Origin of the sequence: Pseudomonas frederiksbergensis, from assembly GCF_001874645.1 — a bacterium.
Taxonomy (GTDB): domain Bacteria; phylum Pseudomonadota; class Gammaproteobacteria; order Pseudomonadales; family Pseudomonadaceae; genus Aquipseudomonas; species Aquipseudomonas frederiksbergensis_B.
In genome coordinates, this window is the sequence record NZ_CP017886.1 from 5,483,274 (window position 1) to 5,499,155 (window position 15,882).

Annotated in this window: 17 protein-coding genes; 8 read left to right on the forward strand and 9 right to left on the reverse strand. The window is 60.0% G+C overall.

The annotated features are described in order from the left end of the window. Window positions 1-15: 15 nt before the first annotated feature. Window positions 16-1,320: an MFS transporter gene (locus BLL42_RS26215; RefSeq protein WP_071555468.1), complete on the reverse strand. Its 1,305-nt coding sequence runs from the start codon at window positions 1,318-1,320 to the stop codon at window positions 16-18. Between the two features lie 242 nt (window positions 1,321-1,562). On the opposite strand from BLL42_RS26215, the gene BLL42_RS26220 reads away from it, so the two are divergent. Both BLL42_RS26220 and BLL42_RS26225 read left to right on the forward strand, forming a co-directional pair. After that, window positions 1,563-1,871: an RcnB family protein gene (locus tag BLL42_RS26220; protein ID WP_071555469.1), complete on the forward strand. Its 309-nt coding sequence runs from the start codon at window positions 1,563-1,565 to the stop codon at window positions 1,869-1,871. Between the two features lie 100 nt (window positions 1,872-1,971). Beyond that, window positions 1,972-2,310, forward strand: a complete 339-nt coding sequence (locus tag BLL42_RS26225; protein ID WP_071555470.1) for an FKBP-type peptidyl-prolyl cis-trans isomerase — start codon at window positions 1,972-1,974, stop codon at window positions 2,308-2,310. A gap of 50 nt (window positions 2,311-2,360) precedes the next feature. Here BLL42_RS26225 and BLL42_RS26230 read toward each other — a convergent pair whose 3' ends face one another. Beyond that, on the reverse strand, window positions 2,361-3,665 hold the full coding sequence (locus BLL42_RS26230; protein ID WP_071555471.1) for an MFS transporter: 1,305 nt from the start codon (window positions 3,663-3,665) through the stop codon (window positions 2,361-2,363). 35 nt (window positions 3,666-3,700) lie between these two features. On the opposite strand from BLL42_RS26230, the gene BLL42_RS29865 reads away from it, so the two are divergent. Genes BLL42_RS29865 through dmeF form a run of 3 tightly spaced genes read left to right on the forward strand, consistent with a single transcriptional unit; the run spans window position 3,701 to window position 5,185 of the window. Beyond that, window positions 3,701-3,913 (forward strand): hypothetical protein, encoded by a 213-nt coding sequence (locus BLL42_RS29865; RefSeq protein WP_129586983.1) that lies wholly within the window; start codon window positions 3,701-3,703, stop codon window positions 3,911-3,913. Between the two features lie 43 nt (window positions 3,914-3,956). Continuing rightward, window positions 3,957-4,232 carry a metal/formaldehyde-sensitive transcriptional repressor gene (locus BLL42_RS26235; protein ID WP_054598351.1) on the forward strand — a complete coding sequence of 92 codons (276 nt, stop codon included), beginning with the start codon at window positions 3,957-3,959 and terminating at the stop codon, window positions 4,230-4,232. 14 nt (window positions 4,233-4,246) lie between these two features. Next, on the forward strand, window positions 4,247-5,185 hold the full coding sequence (gene dmeF, locus BLL42_RS26240; RefSeq protein ID WP_071555861.1) for a CDF family Co(II)/Ni(II) efflux transporter DmeF: 939 nt from the start codon (window positions 4,247-4,249) through the stop codon (window positions 5,183-5,185). A gap of 14 nt (window positions 5,186-5,199) precedes the next feature. On the opposite strand, the gene BLL42_RS26245 is transcribed toward dmeF, so the two are convergent. Next, window positions 5,200-6,333: a cytochrome P450 gene (locus BLL42_RS26245; protein WP_071555472.1), complete on the reverse strand. Its 1,134-nt coding sequence runs from the start codon at window positions 6,331-6,333 to the stop codon at window positions 5,200-5,202. Between the two features lie 81 nt (window positions 6,334-6,414). On the opposite strand from BLL42_RS26245, the gene BLL42_RS26250 reads away from it, so the two are divergent. After that, entirely contained in the window at window positions 6,415-7,185 is a 771-nt protein-coding gene (locus BLL42_RS26250; protein ID WP_071555473.1) for an ArsR/SmtB family transcription factor, read from the forward strand. Here the strand turns inward: BLL42_RS26250 and BLL42_RS26255 are convergent. Continuing rightward, window positions 7,182-7,790, reverse strand: coding sequence for a LysE family translocator (locus BLL42_RS26255; protein ID WP_071555474.1), 609 nt, complete (start codon window positions 7,788-7,790; stop codon window positions 7,182-7,184). The genes BLL42_RS26250 and BLL42_RS26255 overlap by 4 nt on opposite strands. A gap of 93 nt (window positions 7,791-7,883) precedes the next feature. Between BLL42_RS26255 and BLL42_RS26260 the strand changes: the two genes are divergently transcribed. After that, a complete protein-coding gene (locus BLL42_RS26260) occupies window positions 7,884-8,798 on the forward strand; it encodes a LysR substrate-binding domain-containing protein (RefSeq protein WP_071555475.1) in 915 nt (304 codons plus the stop codon). A gap of 156 nt (window positions 8,799-8,954) precedes the next feature. Here the strand turns inward: BLL42_RS26260 and BLL42_RS26265 are convergent, their stop codons facing one another. The 5 genes from BLL42_RS26265 to BLL42_RS26285 all read right to left on the reverse strand — a co-directional run bounded on the left by BLL42_RS26265 (window position 8,955) and on the right by BLL42_RS26285 (window position 15,155). Beyond that, window positions 8,955-9,974, reverse strand: a complete 1,020-nt coding sequence (locus BLL42_RS26265) for a branched-chain amino acid aminotransferase (protein ID WP_071555476.1) — start codon at window positions 9,972-9,974, stop codon at window positions 8,955-8,957. Window positions 9,975-10,178: 204 nt separating this feature from the next. Then, window positions 10,179-11,564, reverse strand: a complete 1,386-nt coding sequence (gene lpdA, locus BLL42_RS26270) for a dihydrolipoyl dehydrogenase (protein WP_071555477.1) — start codon at window positions 11,562-11,564, stop codon at window positions 10,179-10,181. A 17-nt stretch (window positions 11,565-11,581) separates the two neighbouring features. Next, complete coding sequence (locus BLL42_RS26275; RefSeq protein WP_071555478.1) at window positions 11,582-12,859, reverse strand: dihydrolipoamide acetyltransferase family protein; 1,278 nt, start codon at window positions 12,857-12,859, stop codon at window positions 11,582-11,584. Next, entirely contained in the window at window positions 12,860-13,918 is a 1,059-nt protein-coding gene (locus BLL42_RS26280) for an alpha-ketoacid dehydrogenase subunit beta (protein WP_071555479.1), read from the reverse strand. 1 nt (window position 13,919) lies between these two features. Continuing rightward, window positions 13,920-15,155 (reverse strand): 3-methyl-2-oxobutanoate dehydrogenase (2-methylpropanoyl-transferring) subunit alpha, encoded by a 1,236-nt coding sequence (locus tag BLL42_RS26285; RefSeq protein ID WP_071555480.1) that lies wholly within the window; start codon window positions 15,153-15,155, stop codon window positions 13,920-13,922. A gap of 185 nt (window positions 15,156-15,340) precedes the next feature. Between BLL42_RS26285 and bkdR the strand changes: the two genes are divergently transcribed. Beyond that, window positions 15,341-15,829: a Bkd operon transcriptional regulator BkdR gene (gene bkdR, locus BLL42_RS26290; protein WP_071555481.1), complete on the forward strand. Its 489-nt coding sequence runs from the start codon at window positions 15,341-15,343 to the stop codon at window positions 15,827-15,829. Window positions 15,830-15,882: the final 53 nt, after the last annotated feature.

Here is a 15,882-nt window from a genome sequence, read left to right on the forward strand (position 1 = left end):
CTGTCAGGGAGTGGCTTATTGCGCGGCGGCTTGTAAACGTCCGGTCGAGCGCCGGTACAGGTAAAGCGTTGCGCACAACGCACACAGCGCGGCGAAACTCATCCAGTAACCGGGGGCGGCCTTGTCGCCGGAGTACTGAATCAAGAAGGTCGAAATCGCCGGGGTGAAACCGCCGAATACTGCGGTCGCCAGGCTGTAGGCCAGGGAGAAACCGGCCACGCGGACTTCCACCGGCATGATTTCAGTCAGCGCTGCAACCATTGCGCCGTTGTACAAACCGTAGATGAACGACAACCACAGCAGCACCAGCAGCATGTTGATGAAGCTCGGCGCCTGGACCAGATATGACAACGCTGGATAGGCCGTGGCCAGGGTCAACAGGGTCATGGCCAGCAACACCGGGCGTCGGCCGATGCGGTCCGAGAGTGCGCCACCCAGCGGCAGCCAGCAGAAGTTCGACACACCGACCAGCAAGGTCACCAGCAACGCATCGGCGGTGCTCAGGTGCAGCACGGTTTTGCCGAAGGTCGGCGCGTAAACGGTGATCAGGTAAAACGCGGTGGTGGTCAGCGCGACCATCAGCATTCCGGCGATTACGATCTGCCAGTTCTGCAACAAGGTGCCGAACACCTGACGCATGCTTGGGCGGTGACGGCGGGCAGTGAACTCTGCGGTTTCTTCAAGGTTGCGACGTAGCAGGAAGATGAACGGCACGATCATGCAACCGACGAAAAACGGAATGCGCCAGCCCCAGTCGGCAATCACCGCCGCCGGCATCCACTGATTCAGCGCATAACCCAGCGCGGCGGCAATGACGATTGCCACTTGCTGACTGGCCGACTGCCAACTGGTGAAGAAGCCCTTGCGGCCCGGTGTGGCGATTTCCGCCAGGTACACCGACACGCCGCCCAGTTCCGCGCCTGCGGAAAAGCCTTGAAGCAGACGGCCGATCAACACCAGCGCCGGGGCAAACAGGCCGATCGTCTCGTAGCCGGGCACCAGCACAATCAGGATTGTGCCGCTGGCCATGATCGACAGGGTGACGATCAAGCCTTTGCGGCGGCCGACGTCATCGATGTAGGCACCGAGAATCACCGCACCCAACGGGCGCATCAGAAAGCCTGCGCCAAACACCGCGAAGGTCATCATCAGCGAGGCGAATTCGCTGCTGGCAGGGAAGAACGCCGCCGCAATATAGGTGGCGTAGAAACCGAAGAGGAAGAAGTCGAACTGTTCCAGGAAGTTGCCCGAGGTGACCCGGAAAATCGCACTGGCCTTGCGGCGAGCGGATGCCGCTGGCGGATGGGTTGTAGCCTGCATGTTTTTTCTCCCGCGCTTTTTATGACATGCGCAACGTGGCGCATGGATCTTATTAGGGCGGGATACTGGGGCAGGTCGATCAATATGATAAGTGCATATTTAGCATCTATTGATGCGTGCGGATTATCACTGCACCAAGGTCAATCGCAGAATTATCGCTACAGTGAGGTGTGAGCGTTTCGAATGACTGAACGCAATCGCGGTCCCGGAACGGGTGCCATGAATTCACTGGAGGTACACCGATGCTGCATCAAAAAAAACTGGCTGCCATGGCAGTGCTTGCGAGTCTTGCCGTTGTCTGCCCGATGGTCCTGGCCGCCGACCCTCTGCAAACCATCGTCCAGGCTGCGCCAATCAACGCCCGTAACCTGCAAGTCGGCGACCCTGCGCCGGACGTCTACAAACGTAGCGACAAGGCCCTGGCCGACTGGAAGAACCGCGGTTTGAAAACCCCGCAAAGCCAGAGCCAGTGGGTGCAGGTCAACGACAAGTACATGCTGGTGCATACTGGCAACGGGCAGATTTTGGCGATTATGCCGATCGAGCGTTGAGCCGCTGACTGCACCAGGGGCTCCAACAGGATTGCCCTGCAAGGCGAAATCTGAGAAAACGCGGTCCGTGTTTAGGGTCATCGCTAACGAGAGAGCAGTCATGAACGAAGAATTGCAGGTCATCGACCTTGAATTGGGTGACGGCAAAGCCGCCGTTAAAGGCGCCTTGATTACCACTCAGTACCGCGGCTTTCTGGAGGACGGCACACCGTTCGATTCTTCCTGGGATCGCGGCAAACCCTTTCAATGCGTGATCGGCACTGGCCGAGTGATCAAAGGTTGGGATCAGGGTCTGATGGGCATGAGGGTCGGCGGCAAGCGCAAGTTGCTGGTGCCGGCGCATCTGGCCTATGGCGAGCGCTCGATGGGCGCCATCACGCCCAATTCCAACCTGATTTTCGAGATTGAATTGCTTGAAGTGCTGACGCGCGACGACTGACTGCTGTTACGCCTCGACCGTTGTAAGAGGCGGGGGTACGGCGAGGCACGTCAGTGCGCAAACGCTTCAGGGTATTTGTCCAGGTAAGCATCATTGAGCTGCGTATCCTGGGAACGCATGAAAGTTTTGAAATCGGGTACCAGAAAGACCAGCAGAGACAACAGCAGCACCATGACGCCCAGCAGCGTGATTGTCAGTGCGACCCCCAGAAAGGCGATCAGGGTGTTCATCGCGAAACTGCCCAAGGGGCTGGCAGCCGCAGACAGAAATGAAACCGTGGCAAAAATCCGGTTGCGATGGAGCTTGGGCGTCGCCAGCAACCTCACGGCGGAGGTGGGGATGTTGATCAACATCAGGCCGACGCCGCCGCAGAAAAAGGCCGCGGGTACGATGAACGACGATGAAACGGTGCCGACTACCACCAAGTTGCACCCCAGTAATGCAAAACCTGCGGACACACACATGTCACGGGGGATCCGCTCGGTTAACCAGCCGATGATTTTGTAACTACCCGCCAGAATGCCCAGCCCGAAGCACGAGTCCAGAAGCCCGATGTAAGTGACCGGGTACTGGATGACGTCCTTTACGTACAGTGGGATCAGGATGGTGAAGAACGGAAACAGGGCAAAGTTGATCAGCATTGCGATGATGGCCAGGTAAAACTCGACTTTCACTCCGTAAACCACTTTGAAGCCGGAATAGATCATGCTGAAGCCGCTGGCACCTGAAGTTTTTCCGCCTTGGCCAGTGGCGCCAATGTGGTTCGGGATGGTCGCGATCAACGCCCCGGCGATGAGAATCGCAAAAAAATCGGCGGCAAAGGCGAACGTGATACCGAACCCGTAAATCAACCCGCTGGCCAGTACCGGCCCCAGCAGAATGGAAAAGGACGACATCACGCTTTTGGTCCGAAAGGCCAGGGAGACTTTATCGTCGTCGGCAAACAAAGGAATGATCGACGCCTGGAGAGGGTCGCGCACGCCGACGATCGCACTGCTGATCATCATTAGCGCGCCCACCGTCCAAGGGTTGAACAAGCCTGTGGCGGACAGCACTACCATCAACAGCGCTGTCAGCAGACTGATCCATGAGGCCAGCTTGATGATCAGGATTTTGTTGTACTTGTCCCCCAACCACCCCAGCAGGGGTTTGGCTAACACCTCAGCCGCGATGGAACAGGCAATCATGTTGGCGAAATAGAGCGCAGAGCCTGTTTCCTGCAAGGCCCACCAGGCCACCGCCAGTTGATTGCACCGTCCCCCCATAACCATCAGTAAAAAGCTGAATTGCACTTTCAGCAGACGCCGGTCGATGCCGGGAAAGCCCCACGTAATGCCTGAAAAACTTGCACTCATTGACATTCCTTTGATCCGGATAGGGCGCTTTCGTTTTGGCCTTAGCCAACTCGGCTGGATTGGCCTGGCTGACGATGTTGACCATCACACCATATCAGCTGGCCGGGCAGCACCTTCGTGCCGAATACGCCGCTGCCAACGCTGCCAACGCTGCCAACGCTGCAGGCGCTGATCGCCGGTTATCAGCGCCGTTTCGCGATGTGTCCCATGACCATTGGGTGAAGGCAGGGTTGCCAATGTTGACGTAATCGGCGACTATCCCTCCTGTAGATAGGTATAGGGGGTATGGGTATGTCGCACATTCACGAGCACAAAGACGATTTGCTGAAGCGGGTTCGTCGTATCGCCGGTCAGGTTCAAGCCGTCGAGCGGGCATTGGAGTCGGAGGCCGACTGCGCGAAAACCCTGCACTTGGTCGCGGCGATTCGTGGCGCGGTCAATGGTCTGATGGATCAGTTCATCGAAGCCCACGCCCGCGAACACGTGGCCAGCCCCGAACTCAGCGATCAAGAACGCGCCGAAGGTCTTGAAGAGTTGCTGCAAGCCATTCGTCGTTATTCAAATTGAAGGTCATGCAACCCATGAACAGTTCACCTCAGGTTTCACGTTTTTCCCACGATCATATGTTTCTGGGCGCCACCCACGATGACAATGCCAGACGCACGCTGTGGGTCGTTGCGCTGACGTTCGTCATGATGGTTGGCGAGATTGCCGCGGGTTACATCACCGGTTCCATGGCGCTATTGGCGGATGGTTTTCATATGGCAACCCACGTCGGTGCGCTCGGCATTACCGCGATCGCTTACGGGTTTGCCAGACGCAACGCCGGTAATGCGCGCTACAGTTTTGGTACGGGTAAGGTGGGGGATCTGGCGGGCTTCGCCTCGGCGATGGTGCTGGGGCTGGTCTCGATCGCCATTGGCGCAGAGTCCATCATGCGGCTGTTTCAACCGACTACCGTGGCCTTCACCGAAGCGACGCTGATTGCCGTGGTGGGCCTGGCCGTAAACATCGTCAGCGCGCTTTTACTGGCCGGTAACTCTGCGCATCATGACCACGGTCACGGTCACGGTCACGGTCACGGTCACGGTCATGAGCATCATCACGACAACAATCTGCGTTCGGCCTATGTCCATGTACTGGCCGATGCAATGACCTCCGTGCTGGCTATCGCTGCGTTGTTGGCCGGTCGCTATCTGGGTTGGGTCTGGCTGGACCCGGTGATGGGTATCGTCGGCGCAATCGTGATCGCCAATTGGGCCTATGGCTTGATGCGAAACAGCGCTGCGGTGCTGCTGGATACAACCGATGAGCACGTTGCCGCCGAGGTTCGTGAACTGCTTGAGTCGACAGGCGATGTCAGTATCACCGACTTGCATGTCTGGCGCGTAGGCCCACAGGCCCGTGCAGCGATTGTCAGCGTCGTGACCTCGGCCGCCGTCACGGCCGATGCCATCCGCGAACGACTGGCCCCGGTCCATGAGCTGTCACACTTGACGGTTGAGTATCGCAACGCTTGAGCGATCGCTGGCGATCATGGCTGAGCCCCTGTCAGTTCTCTAAACACCGGAATGCGCCCGTTCAGGGACGGGCGGTAATCCCAGGCAAGCTGATCCAGCGCGCCGTTGTGCGTCAGGATTTCACTGAGTGTGGCGCTGGCGATGCTCATGGCCAGTGTCTGGCCGGGGCATTGATGGCGATCGGCGCCGAAGGTGAAGCTGCGGCGGGCCGGGCGGTCGAGGATGAAGGCGTCTGGGTTGTCGTTGAGCTGTGGGTCGCGGTTGGCCGAGGCCAACAGTACCAGAATGACATCGCCGGGCTTGAGGCTGACACCGGCGATTTCACAGGGTGCGCTGACGAAGCGGCGGGTGTTTTGAACCGAAGGGTCATGGCGCTGGACTTCCGCCAGCAGGTCGCCGACTCGCGTCAGGTCGCGCCGCATTTCACTCTTGAGCTGCGGGTTGCGGATCAATGCCAGCACGGCGTTGCCGATTAACCCGGCGGTGGCCTCATAGGTCTGGGAAAGCAGGCCAATCAGGTTGGCGAGCAGGGTGTCAGGGGCTGACAGGCGTTGGCGAATCCCTTCAAGTAACGGGCTTTGGTGATCCTGCGCGCTGAGGCGTTCCACGAAGTAACCGTTCAAGTGTTCCGCCGCTGCATGGGCCGCGTCCAGTTGGGCCGGGCTGCTCAGGGGCGACAGGCACCCGACGAAATCAGCCGTCAGTTCGCTGAGGGTTCGACCTTCTGCCGGAGTGAAGCCGAGCAGCGAAGCGACCACGCAAACCGGGCCCATGAACATTGCCTTGTGCAGCCCGTCGGCGGATGGGCTGATCAACCGGGCGCGGACCAGCGCGCTGACTGCCTTGGTGTTGAGCATTTCCAGCCCCGGTTGTATGGCTGACCTCGGGCAGCGCTGGCGCTCGCCGTCGTTCATTCGCATCAACTGGCCAAACACCTTGCCGGCTGCGCCGTGTGCAATGGCCTTGGGCACCGGTTCGTGGGCCGGCCGGACTTTGCAGTCGGGATGAGCGAGGACGGCGGCGACCGCAGCGGCGCTGCTGGCCACCCACAGGCTCAGACCTTGATGAAACGAAAGGCCAGCGACAGCCCGCAGGCTGGCGTAGTAAGGGTAGGGGTCGATATGGGTCGCGGCGATGATCGGGTCCATGAGGCGCTGCCTTATTCGTCGGTGGAAAGTGTTGCTACTATCTCCAGTTCGACAGGGCGACGATTCGCCCGGGAGCGAAATATGAATGTTGAACAACACGACATCGGCGTCTCGCACGTGGCGGCGGCGATTGCCGAGCCGGCCCGGACGAAAATCCTCTGCTCGCTGATGGACGGCCACGCGCGCACCAGCACCGAGCTGGCAGTGATCGCCGACGTCAGCGCCTCTACGGCCAGCGCCCATCTGGCGAAACTCAAGGACCTCGCGTTGGTGCGCCTGCACGTCCAGGGCCGTCATCGTTACTACAGCCTCGCGGACCAGCGGGTCGCCCAGGCGCTGGAAGCGCTGATGGTGATCGGCCAGAACGCTGCGCCGACGTTCAGCCCGCGCACACCCGATCGCCTGCAATTCGCCCGCACCTGCTACGACCACATGGCCGGTACGCTGGCGGTGCTGCTGCATGACCGAATGCTGGAGGCGGGTTGGTTGGTGATGTCGGAGCAGGGCGATCAGCAGTACGTGTTGAGCGAAACCGGAGAGCGCTTTTTCGGAGGGTTGGGCATCGAAGTGAAATCCTTGAGCAGTCTGCGCCGACGCTTTGCCTGTTCCTGCCTCGACTGGAGCATGCGTCGTCCGCATCTCGGCGGCTCATTGGGCGCGGCGTTGCTGCAAACGGCGATCAAGCGCACATGGCTGACGCAGGATCTGGACAGCCGGGCGCTGGCATTGACGGTAACCGGGCGCAAGGAACTCAGCAGCCGATTTGCGCTTGAGTTGCCGGTTCAGGTCATGACAGTCCAACCCGGTTCTATCGAGAAAAGGCGCCGGGCGATCGCCAGCCCTTCGCTTTAACGGCTGGCCGAGGCCATGAGCAGGCCGAAACCGGTGAAGGTCACGCCCGAGATTTTCGCGGCCAGCCAGGCACCCTTCGGACTCGACAACCAGCCTTTGGCGGCATTGGCGAGCAAGGCATAGCTGCTATGCACCACGATCACCACCACGCCGTAGGAGCTGACCAGTTTGAAGAATTGGCTGTAGAAGTGCGCCGAGGGGTCGATGAACTGTGGAAATACCGCCAGAAAGAAGAACACCGCCTTGGGGTTCAAAAACTGGATCGAAGCCGCTTCGATGAAACGATAGCCAGGGCTGGTGGGGCGTGTTTCAAGCAACGTACTGAAACGATCCGAATGCCAGCTTTTGTAGCCCAGGTACAACAAGTAGGCGGCCCCGGCGTATTTCAACGCGGTAAAGGCGTTTGCCGAAGTGGCTAGAATCAGGCCAACGCTGGTGGCGCTGATGGCGGCGACGACAAACGCCCCTGATGCGATCCCCAGAATCCCTGGCAGTGCGCCCGTCCAGCCATGGCGCAGCGCGTTGGTCAGCGTCAGCAGCACACCCGGTCCGGGGCTGAGAATGGTCAAGGTGGCAAACAGTAAAAATAATCCGTAGCTATTCATCTCGCACTCCATCAGGTGATGCCGCAGATTGGCGTGACGAGGAGGGCGTGACAAACGCTTTAATTGCAGCGCATATGTGACTAAATTAGACGCATGATCAATCAACTCCCCCCCTTGAACGCTGTTCGCGCTTTCGTGGCCGCCGCTCGTCATCAGAGCTTCAGCCTCGCGGCCGAGGAGCTGCATGTCAGCCACAGTGCCGTCAGTCGTCACATCAAACGGCTTGAGGAGCACCTGGCCGTGCAGTTGTTCGAGCGGCGTATCCGGCAATCGGTTCTGACCCCGGCAGGACAGCGTTTCTATGAACAGGTCAGCGCTGGACTGTCACAGATTGCCAACGCCGCAGCGGCACTCAAGCAACAGGCCTCGCTGCGCACCGTGAAGATCAACGTCCGCCCGACCTTTGCCCTGCGCTGGCTGACGCCCAGGCTGGCGGATTTCATGGCGCTGCATCCGGACATAAAACCTGTGGTGGTCACTTCCACTCTGGCGCCCGATCACGCACGAGACGGGTTCGACATTGTCATCCGACGTGGCCGCGATGGCTGGGCGTCAGACATTCACGCTCAGGTACTGTTTGAAGACGATTTGTTGCTGGTCGCGGCGCCATCGCTGATCCAGCGACTACCGCTCGACGACTTGAACGCCCTGAGCCGACATACCCTGCTGACCGCCAAGACACGTCGTGAGGACTGGCACAACTGGGCCCTGCAGTTTGGCGAAACGCAGTCAGCGACTCAGACGACGCTGCAGTTCGATCACATGCAACCGGTGCTTCAGGCTGCGGTGGAGGGCGAGGGCATTGCCCTGTGTCCGGCCTCGTTGCTGGGCGATGACCTGTCGAGCGGTCGTCTGATCTGTCCGTTGCCCGAACTGCGCATGCCGTTGCCGCGTTATTACTATGGAGTTGCGCCGGACGTGACGGCGCAGACTCAGGTGTTTCTGGAGTGGCTGTTTGCCCAGGTCGAAGTAGATGCCGGTCAGGTGGGGCGGTTGATTGCAGGGTGATTTGAAGATCAAAAGATCGCAGCCTGCGGCAGCTCCTACGGGTTTACACCGCTCTCTGTAGGAGCTGCCGAAGGCTGCGATCTTGGCGCGCTGAAAACCAAAAGCCCACACACCGCGTTAGCAATGGGTGGGCTTTTCAGTGCGGCAAGCGCTGGATCAGACCTTGACGATCCAGCCCTCTGGCGCTTCGATGTCGCCGGTCTGCACACCGGTCAGCTCTTTGTAGAGCTTCTGGGTGACCGGGCCGACTTCGGTTTCGCTGTGGAACACGTGCAGTTTGCCGTTGTACTCGATGCCGCCGATTGGCGTGATCACCGCAGCAGTACCGCAGGCGCCGGCTTCCTTGAAGTCGCCGATCTTGTCGATGAACACGTCGCCTTCAATGACTTCCATACCCAGACGCGATTTTGCCAGCTCGATCAACGACAGACGGGTGATGCCCGGCAACACCGAAGGGGATTTCGGCGTGACGAATGTGTTGTCGTGGGTGATACCAAAGAAGTTGGCCGAGCCGACTTCTTCGATCTTCGTGTGGGTCATCGGGTCCAGATAAATGCAGTCGGCGAAGTGCGCCTTCTTGGCCTCGGAACCGGGCATCAGGCTGGCGGCGTAGTTGCCACCGACCTTGGCAGCACCGGTGCCTTGTGGCGCGGCGCGGTCGTAGCTGGAAATCAGGAAGTTGTGCGGGGTCAGGCCGCCCTTGAAGTAGGCGCCGACCGGGATGGCGAAGATCGAGAAGAGGAATTCGGGGGCGGTGCGCACGCCGATGTTGTCACCCACGCCGATCACGAACGGACGCAGGTACAGCGCGCCGCCAGTGCCGTACGGCGGAATGAAACGCTCGTTGGCACGTACCACGGCCTTGCAGGCTTCGATGAAGTCTTCGGTTTCCACCTGCGCCATCAGCAGGCGAGCGCAGCTGCGCTGCATGCGCAGGGCGTTCTGGTCCGGGCGGAACAGGTTGATCGAACCGTCCTTGCAACGATAGGCCTTCATGCCTTCGAAGCATTGCTGGCCGTAGTGCAGGGCGGTCGAGCCCTCGCTGATATGCAGCACGTTGTCGGAGGTTAAGGTGCCTTTATCCCAGGAACCGTTGCGCCAGTACGACAGATAACGCTTGTCTGTCTTGATGTAGTCAAAACCCAGCTTGTCCCAATTGATGCTTTCGTTACCCATGACACCCTCTATCACTTAACAATCGCCTGAACGGTTCAAGGCTTCTGACGTTTTTCTGGATGGGGACAACAATACTTCATTCCAAAGCTAAATCGCAGTGCAAAAAACCTAAAAGATCGCAGCCTGCGGCGGCTCCTACAATATCCGCGAACCCCTGTAGGAGCTGCCGAAGGTTCGGGCCGCGTTCGGACGATCTTTTGATCTTCACAAATGCAACGCATGCCCCAGTGCTCGCAACGCCGCTTCCTGCACCGCTTCACCCAGCGTCGGGTGGGCGTGGATGGTGCCGGCGATGTCTTCCAGGCGAGCGCCCATTTCCAGGGATTGGCCGAACGCTGTCGACAACTCGGACACGCCGGCACCGACCGCTTGCCAGCCGACAATCAGGTGATTGTCACGCCGTGCGACCACCCGCACGAAGCCACTTTTCGATTCCAGGGTCATCGCCCGGCCATTGGCAGCGAACGGGAAGCTCGACACGATGCAATCCAGGCCTGCGGCCTTGGCTTCGTCCGGGGTCTTGCCGACCACCACCAGTTCCGGGTCGGTAAAGCACACGGCGGCGATGGCTGTCGGGTTGAACTCGCGGTGTTTGCCCGAAATCAGCTCGGCGACCATTTCACCCTGCGCCATGGCGCGGTGGGCGAGCATTGGCTCGCCGCTCAAGTCGCCGATGGCCCAGACGTTGCGCATGCTGGTCGCACAGCGGTTGTCGATCTTGATCGCCGAACCGTTCATGTCCAGGTTCAAGGCTTCAAGGTTCCAGCCCTGGGTGTTGGGTTTGCGTCCGACCGCCACCAGCACCTGATCGGTGGCCAGGTTCAGGGTTTCACCGTTCGGGTCGCGAACTTGTAAGGTATTGGCTTGTGAATCAAAGCCTTCAACGCTGTGCTTCAAGTAAAGCTTCACGCCGAGTTGTTTGAGGGCTTCGTTCACCGGTTGGGTCAGTTCGGCGTCGTAGGCCGGCAGAATGCGATCCTGCGCTTCGACCACGCTGACTTCAGCGCCGAGCTTGCGGTAGGCAATGCCCAGCTCAAGCCCGATGTAGCCGCCACCGACCACGATCAGCTGTTTTGGCACGCTTTTCGGCGTCAGGGCTTCGGTGGAGGAGATGATCGGCCCGCCAATCGGCAGCATTGGCAGGTTGACGCTTTTCGAACCAGTGGCCAGCAGCAGGTGTTCGCACTGGATGCGGGTGTCGCCGACTTCGACGGTTTTGCCGTCGATGACCTTGGCCCAGCCGTGAATGACCTGGACCTTGTGCTTCTTCAGCAGTGCCGCAACGCCGGTGGTCAGGCGATCAACAATGCCGTCCTTCCACTCGACGCTTTTGCCGATGTCCAGGGTTGGCGCCGAGACGTTGATCCCGAGGGCCGAGTGCTGGCTGTGATGCTGAGTCTGATGAAACTGCTCAGCCACATGAATCAGCGCTTTCGACGGAATGCAGCCGATGTTCAGGCAGGTACCGCCGAGCGACTGGCCTTCGACCAGAATGGTGCTGATGCCCAGCTGACCTGCACGAATCGCCGCCACATAACCGCCAGGGCCGCCGCCGATAATCAGCAGCGTAGTGTTCAAAGTCTGTTGCATGCATGCCCCACTAATAATCAGTCCACAAACAGGGTTGCGGGTTGTTCGAGCAAGCCGCGAATGGCCTGGATGAATTGCGCCGCGTCCATGCCATCGACCACCCGGTGATCGAAGGAGCTGGAGAGGTTCATCATCTTGCGAATCACGATCTGGCCTTTGATCACCATCGGCCGCTCGACGATCTTGTTGACGCCGACGATGGCCACTTCCGGCAGGTTCAGCACCGGGGTGCTGACGATGCCGCCCAACGCGCCGAGGCTGGTCAGGGTGATGGTCGAGCCGGACAGTTCATCGCGGCTGGCCTTGCCATTGCGCGCAGCAGTGGCCAGACGGGAGATTTCTGCGGCGCTGTCCCACAGGCTGCGAGCCTCGGCGTGACGCACCACAGGCACCATCAAACCGATGTCGCTTTGGGTCGCGACGCCCACATGCACCGCACCGAGGCGGGTGATGACCTGGGCTTCGTCGTCGTAACGGGCGTTGATCTGCGGGAAGTCGCGCAGGGCGACGACCATGGCACGCACCAGGAACGGCAGCAACGTCAGCTTGCCGCGGGTGGCGCCGTGTTTCTCATTCAGATTCGCACGCAGTTCTTCCACTGCAGTGACGTCGATCTCTTCGACGTAGCTGAAGTGTGCCGCACGCTGAGTCGCGTCCTGCATCCGCTGGGCGATCTTGCGACGCATGCCGATCACCGGGATCTGCTGTTCGTCGTTGCGTTCGGCGTAAGCGGCCACGGTGCCCGACTGCGGCTGTTGACCTTGCGCCAGATAGGCGTCGAGGTCCTCGTGAAGAATCCGCCCGGCCGGGCCGGTGCCACGGACCAGGCGCAATTGGATGCCGGCCTCCAGCGCATGTTTGCGCACGGCCGGGGAGGCCAGCGGGCGCTCATCGGCCTCGCGAGCGACCAGCGGGCCTTGCGGCACGACAGGACGAACCGGTGCGGCGGGTTTGCTTTCAACCACGGCTTCGACTTTCGGTGCGGCAACCGGCGCAGGCTTCGGTGTTGCTGCGACTACCGCTGGCTGAGAAGACTCTTTGACGTTGCCCGCGCCTTCCACTTCGATGCTGATCAAGATACTGCCGACGGCCATGACTTCGCCAGGCACACCGCCCAAGGCAATAACCTTGCCATGCACCGGGGACGGGATGTCGACCATCGCCTTGTCGGTCATCACATCGGCCAGCACCTGATCTTCGACGACCATGTCGCCGACCTTGACGTGCCATACCGACAGTTCAACTTCTGCAATGCCTTCGCCAATGTCCGGCATTTTAATAACGTGCGTGCCCATTCAGACCTCCATGACCCGTTTCAAAGCCGCGCCCACACGGGACGGACCAGGGAAATACGCCCACTCTTGCGCATGCGGGTAGGGAGTATCCCAACCGGTCACACGTTCGATCGGCGCTTCCAGGTAGTGGAAGCAATGTTCTTGCACCAGCGACACCAGTTCGGCGCCAAAGCCGCAGGTGCGGGTCGCTTCGTGGACAACCACGCAACGGCCGGTTTTCTTCACCGACTTGACGATGGTCTCCAGGTCCAGCGGCCACAGGCTGCGCAGGTCGATGACTTCGGCGTCGATGCCGGATTCTTCGGCGGCCACTTGCGAGACATACACGGTGGTACCGTAGGTCAGGATGGTCACGTCCTTGCCCGGACGGGTGATGGCGGCGACGTCCAGCGGCACGGTGTAGTAACCGTCCGGTACTTGCGCGGCCGGGTGTTTCGACCACGGGGTTACCGGGCGGTCGTGATGGCCGTCGAACGGGCCGTTGTACAGGCGTTTTGGCTCAAGGAAGATCACCGGGTCATCGTTTTCGATGGAGGCGATCAGCAGGCCTTTGGCGTCGTAGGGGTTGGACGGCATGACCGTGCGCAAACCGCAGACCTGGGTGAACATCGCTTCAATGCTCTGGCTGTGGGTCTGGCCACCGTAGATACCGCCGCCGCAAGGCATGCGCAGGGTCATTGGTGCAGTGAACTCGCCGGCCGAGCGATAGCGCAGGCGGGCTGCTTCGGAAATGATCTGGTCCGACGCCGGGTAGACGTAATCGGCGAACTGGATCTCTGCCACCGGACGCAAACCGTAGGCACCCATGCCGACAGCGACGCCGACGATGCCGCTTTCGGAGATCGGTGCATCGAACACCCGCGAGGTGCCGTATTTGCTCTGCAGGCCTTCGGTGCAACGGAACACGCCGCCGAAGTAGCCGACGTCCTGGCCGAACACCACGACATTGTCGTCGCGCTCAAGCATCACGTCCATGGCCGAGCGCAGGGCCTGGATCATGGTCATGGTGGTCGTGGTCATGGCGGTTTCCAGCTCGATATTATTGTTGTGATCGTTCATGTCAGATCCCCAACTCTTGACGCTGGCGCTTCAAGTGCTCCGGCATCTCTTTATAGACGTCTTCGAACATCGTCGCTGCGCTCGGAATCTGGCCGCCGGCAAGGGTGCCGTACTGCTCGGCTTCTTTCTGCGCGGCGATGATTTCGGCTTCCAGTTCAGCGCTGACACTGACGTGCTCCTCTTCGGACCACTGGCCGATGCGGATCAGGTGTTGCTTGAGGCGCATGATCGGATCGCCGAGCGGGAAGTGGCTCCAGTCGTCGGCAGGGCGGTACTTGGACGGATCGTCAGAAGTCGAGTGCGGGCCGGCACGGTAGGTGACCCATTCGATCATGGTCGGACCGAGGTTGCGGCGGGCGCGTTCGGCGGCCCAGGCAGAGGCCGCGTAGACCGCGACAAAATCGTTGCCATCGACCCGCAGCGAGGCGATGCCGCAGCCGACGCCACGACCGGCGAACGTGGTGGCTTCACCGCCAGCAATCGCCTGGAACGTGGAAATCGCCCACTGGTTGTTGACCACGTTGAGGATCACTGGCGCACGGTAAACGTGAGCGAAGGTGAGGGCGGTGTGGAAGTCGGATTCAGCGGTGGCGCCGTCGCCGATCCAGGCCGAGGCGATCTTGGTATCGCCCTTGATCGCCGACGCCATGCCCCAGCCCACGCCTTGCACGAACTGGGTGGCGAGGTTGCCGGAAATAGTGAAGAAGCCGTGATCGCGCACCGAGTACATGATCGGCAACTGGCGGCCCTTGAGCGGATCGCGCTCGTTGGACAGCAGTTGGCAGATCAGGTCCACCAGCGGCACTTCGCGGGCCATCAGAATGCTTTGCTGACGGTAGGTGGGGAAGCACATGTCGTCGATGTTCAGGGCCAGGGCCTGGGCGCTGCCGATGGCTTCTTCGCCAAGGCTCTGCATGTAGAACGACATCTTTTTCTGACGCTGGGCGACCACCATGCGGTTGTCGAAAATCCGCGTTTTGAGCATGGCGCGCATGCCTTTACGCAGAATCTCCACGGGCACGCCTTCCGCCCACGGACCCAGGGCATTGCCCTGATCGTCGAGCACGCGAATCAGGCCCTTGGCCAGATCAGCGGTATCGGCAGGTTCTACGTCGATTGGGGGTTTGCGCACCGTGCCGGCATCGGTCAGACGCAGGTAGGAGAAGTCGGTTTTGCAGCCGGGACGGCCCGAAGGTTCGGGAACGTGCAGGCGCAGCGGTTCGTACGCTTGGTTCATGGCTTCTACGCTCGATCTTGTGAATTTCTTGTAGTGAGCTGACCGTCATTCTTCGATAAAAGAAATCTTGTCCTACAACAATCATAGGCCGGGCCAAGAAGAATATTTATCTCTGTTTCGTTGCGCTTAAGGTCATTTGAGGATAAAAAATCTGCATAAACATAAAAAAACAGGTTTTTTATCTCATGCGCAAACTTGACCGTACCGACATCGGCATTCTCAACAGCCTTCAGGAGAACGCCCGCATCACCAACGCCGACCTCGCACGCTCAGTGAATCTGTCACCGACACCGTGTTTCAACCGGGTCAAGGCGATGGAGGAATTGGGGCTGATTCGCGAGCAGGTCACGCTGCTGGACGCCGAACTGCTGGGGCTGCACGTCAACGTGTTCATTCACGTCAGCCTGGAGAAACAGGTGGAGGAGGCGCTGGCGCAGTTCGAGGCAGCCATCGCCAATCGTCCGGAGGTGATGGAGTGCTACCTGATGGCCGGCGACCCGGACTATTTGATCCGTGTCCTGGTGCCGACCATTCAGTCGCTGGAGCGCTTCATGATGGACTTTCTGACCAAAGTTCCGGGCGTCGCCAACATCCGCTCAAGCTTTGCGCTGAAGCAGGTGCGCTATAAGACGGCGTTGCCGTTGCCGGCCAATGGCTTGACCTTGGCCAACTAAGATCACCGTCAAAAGATCGTCCGAACGCGGCCCGAACCTGCGGCAGCTCCTAC

What these genes read in the sequence shown, in the direction of transcription:
- BLL42_RS26215 (WP_071555468.1), bottom strand. Translation starts at nt 1,320, where the DNA reads ATGCAGGCTACAACCCATCCGCCAGCGGCATCCGCTCGCCGCAAGGCC.
- BLL42_RS26220 (WP_071555469.1), top strand. Translation starts at nt 1,563, where the DNA reads ATGCTGCATCAAAAAAAACTGGCTGCCATGGCAGTGCTTGCGAGTCTT.
- BLL42_RS26225 (WP_071555470.1), top strand. Translation starts at nt 1,972, where the DNA reads ATGAACGAAGAATTGCAGGTCATCGACCTTGAATTGGGTGACGGCAAA.
- BLL42_RS26230 (WP_071555471.1), bottom strand. Translation starts at nt 3,665, where the DNA reads ATGAGTGCAAGTTTTTCAGGCATTACGTGGGGCTTTCCCGGCATCGAC.
- BLL42_RS26235 (WP_054598351.1), top strand. Translation starts at nt 3,957, where the DNA reads ATGTCGCACATTCACGAGCACAAAGACGATTTGCTGAAGCGGGTTCGT.
- dmeF (WP_071555861.1), top strand. Translation starts at nt 4,247, where the DNA reads ATGAACAGTTCACCTCAGGTTTCACGTTTTTCCCACGATCATATGTTT.
- BLL42_RS26245 (WP_071555472.1), bottom strand. Translation starts at nt 6,333, where the DNA reads ATGGACCCGATCATCGCCGCGACCCATATCGACCCCTACCCTTACTAC.
- BLL42_RS26250 (WP_071555473.1), top strand. Translation starts at nt 6,415, where the DNA reads ATGAATGTTGAACAACACGACATCGGCGTCTCGCACGTGGCGGCGGCG.
- BLL42_RS26255 (WP_071555474.1), bottom strand. Translation starts at nt 7,790, where the DNA reads ATGAATAGCTACGGATTATTTTTACTGTTTGCCACCTTGACCATTCTC.
- BLL42_RS26260 (WP_071555475.1), top strand. Translation starts at nt 7,884, where the DNA reads ATGATCAATCAACTCCCCCCCTTGAACGCTGTTCGCGCTTTCGTGGCC.
- BLL42_RS26265 (WP_071555476.1), bottom strand. Translation starts at nt 9,974, where the DNA reads ATGGGTAACGAAAGCATCAATTGGGACAAGCTGGGTTTTGACTACATC.
- lpdA (WP_071555477.1), bottom strand. Translation starts at nt 11,564, where the DNA reads ATGCAACAGACTTTGAACACTACGCTGCTGATTATCGGCGGCGGCCCT.
- BLL42_RS26275 (WP_071555478.1), bottom strand. Translation starts at nt 12,859, where the DNA reads ATGGGCACGCACGTTATTAAAATGCCGGACATTGGCGAAGGCATTGCA.
- BLL42_RS26280 (WP_071555479.1), bottom strand. Translation starts at nt 13,918, where the DNA reads ATGAACGATCACAACAATAATATCGAGCTGGAAACCGCCATGACCACG.
- BLL42_RS26285 (WP_071555480.1), bottom strand. Translation starts at nt 15,155, where the DNA reads ATGAACCAAGCGTACGAACCGCTGCGCCTGCACGTTCCCGAACCTTCG.
- bkdR (WP_071555481.1), top strand. Translation starts at nt 15,341, where the DNA reads ATGCGCAAACTTGACCGTACCGACATCGGCATTCTCAACAGCCTTCAG.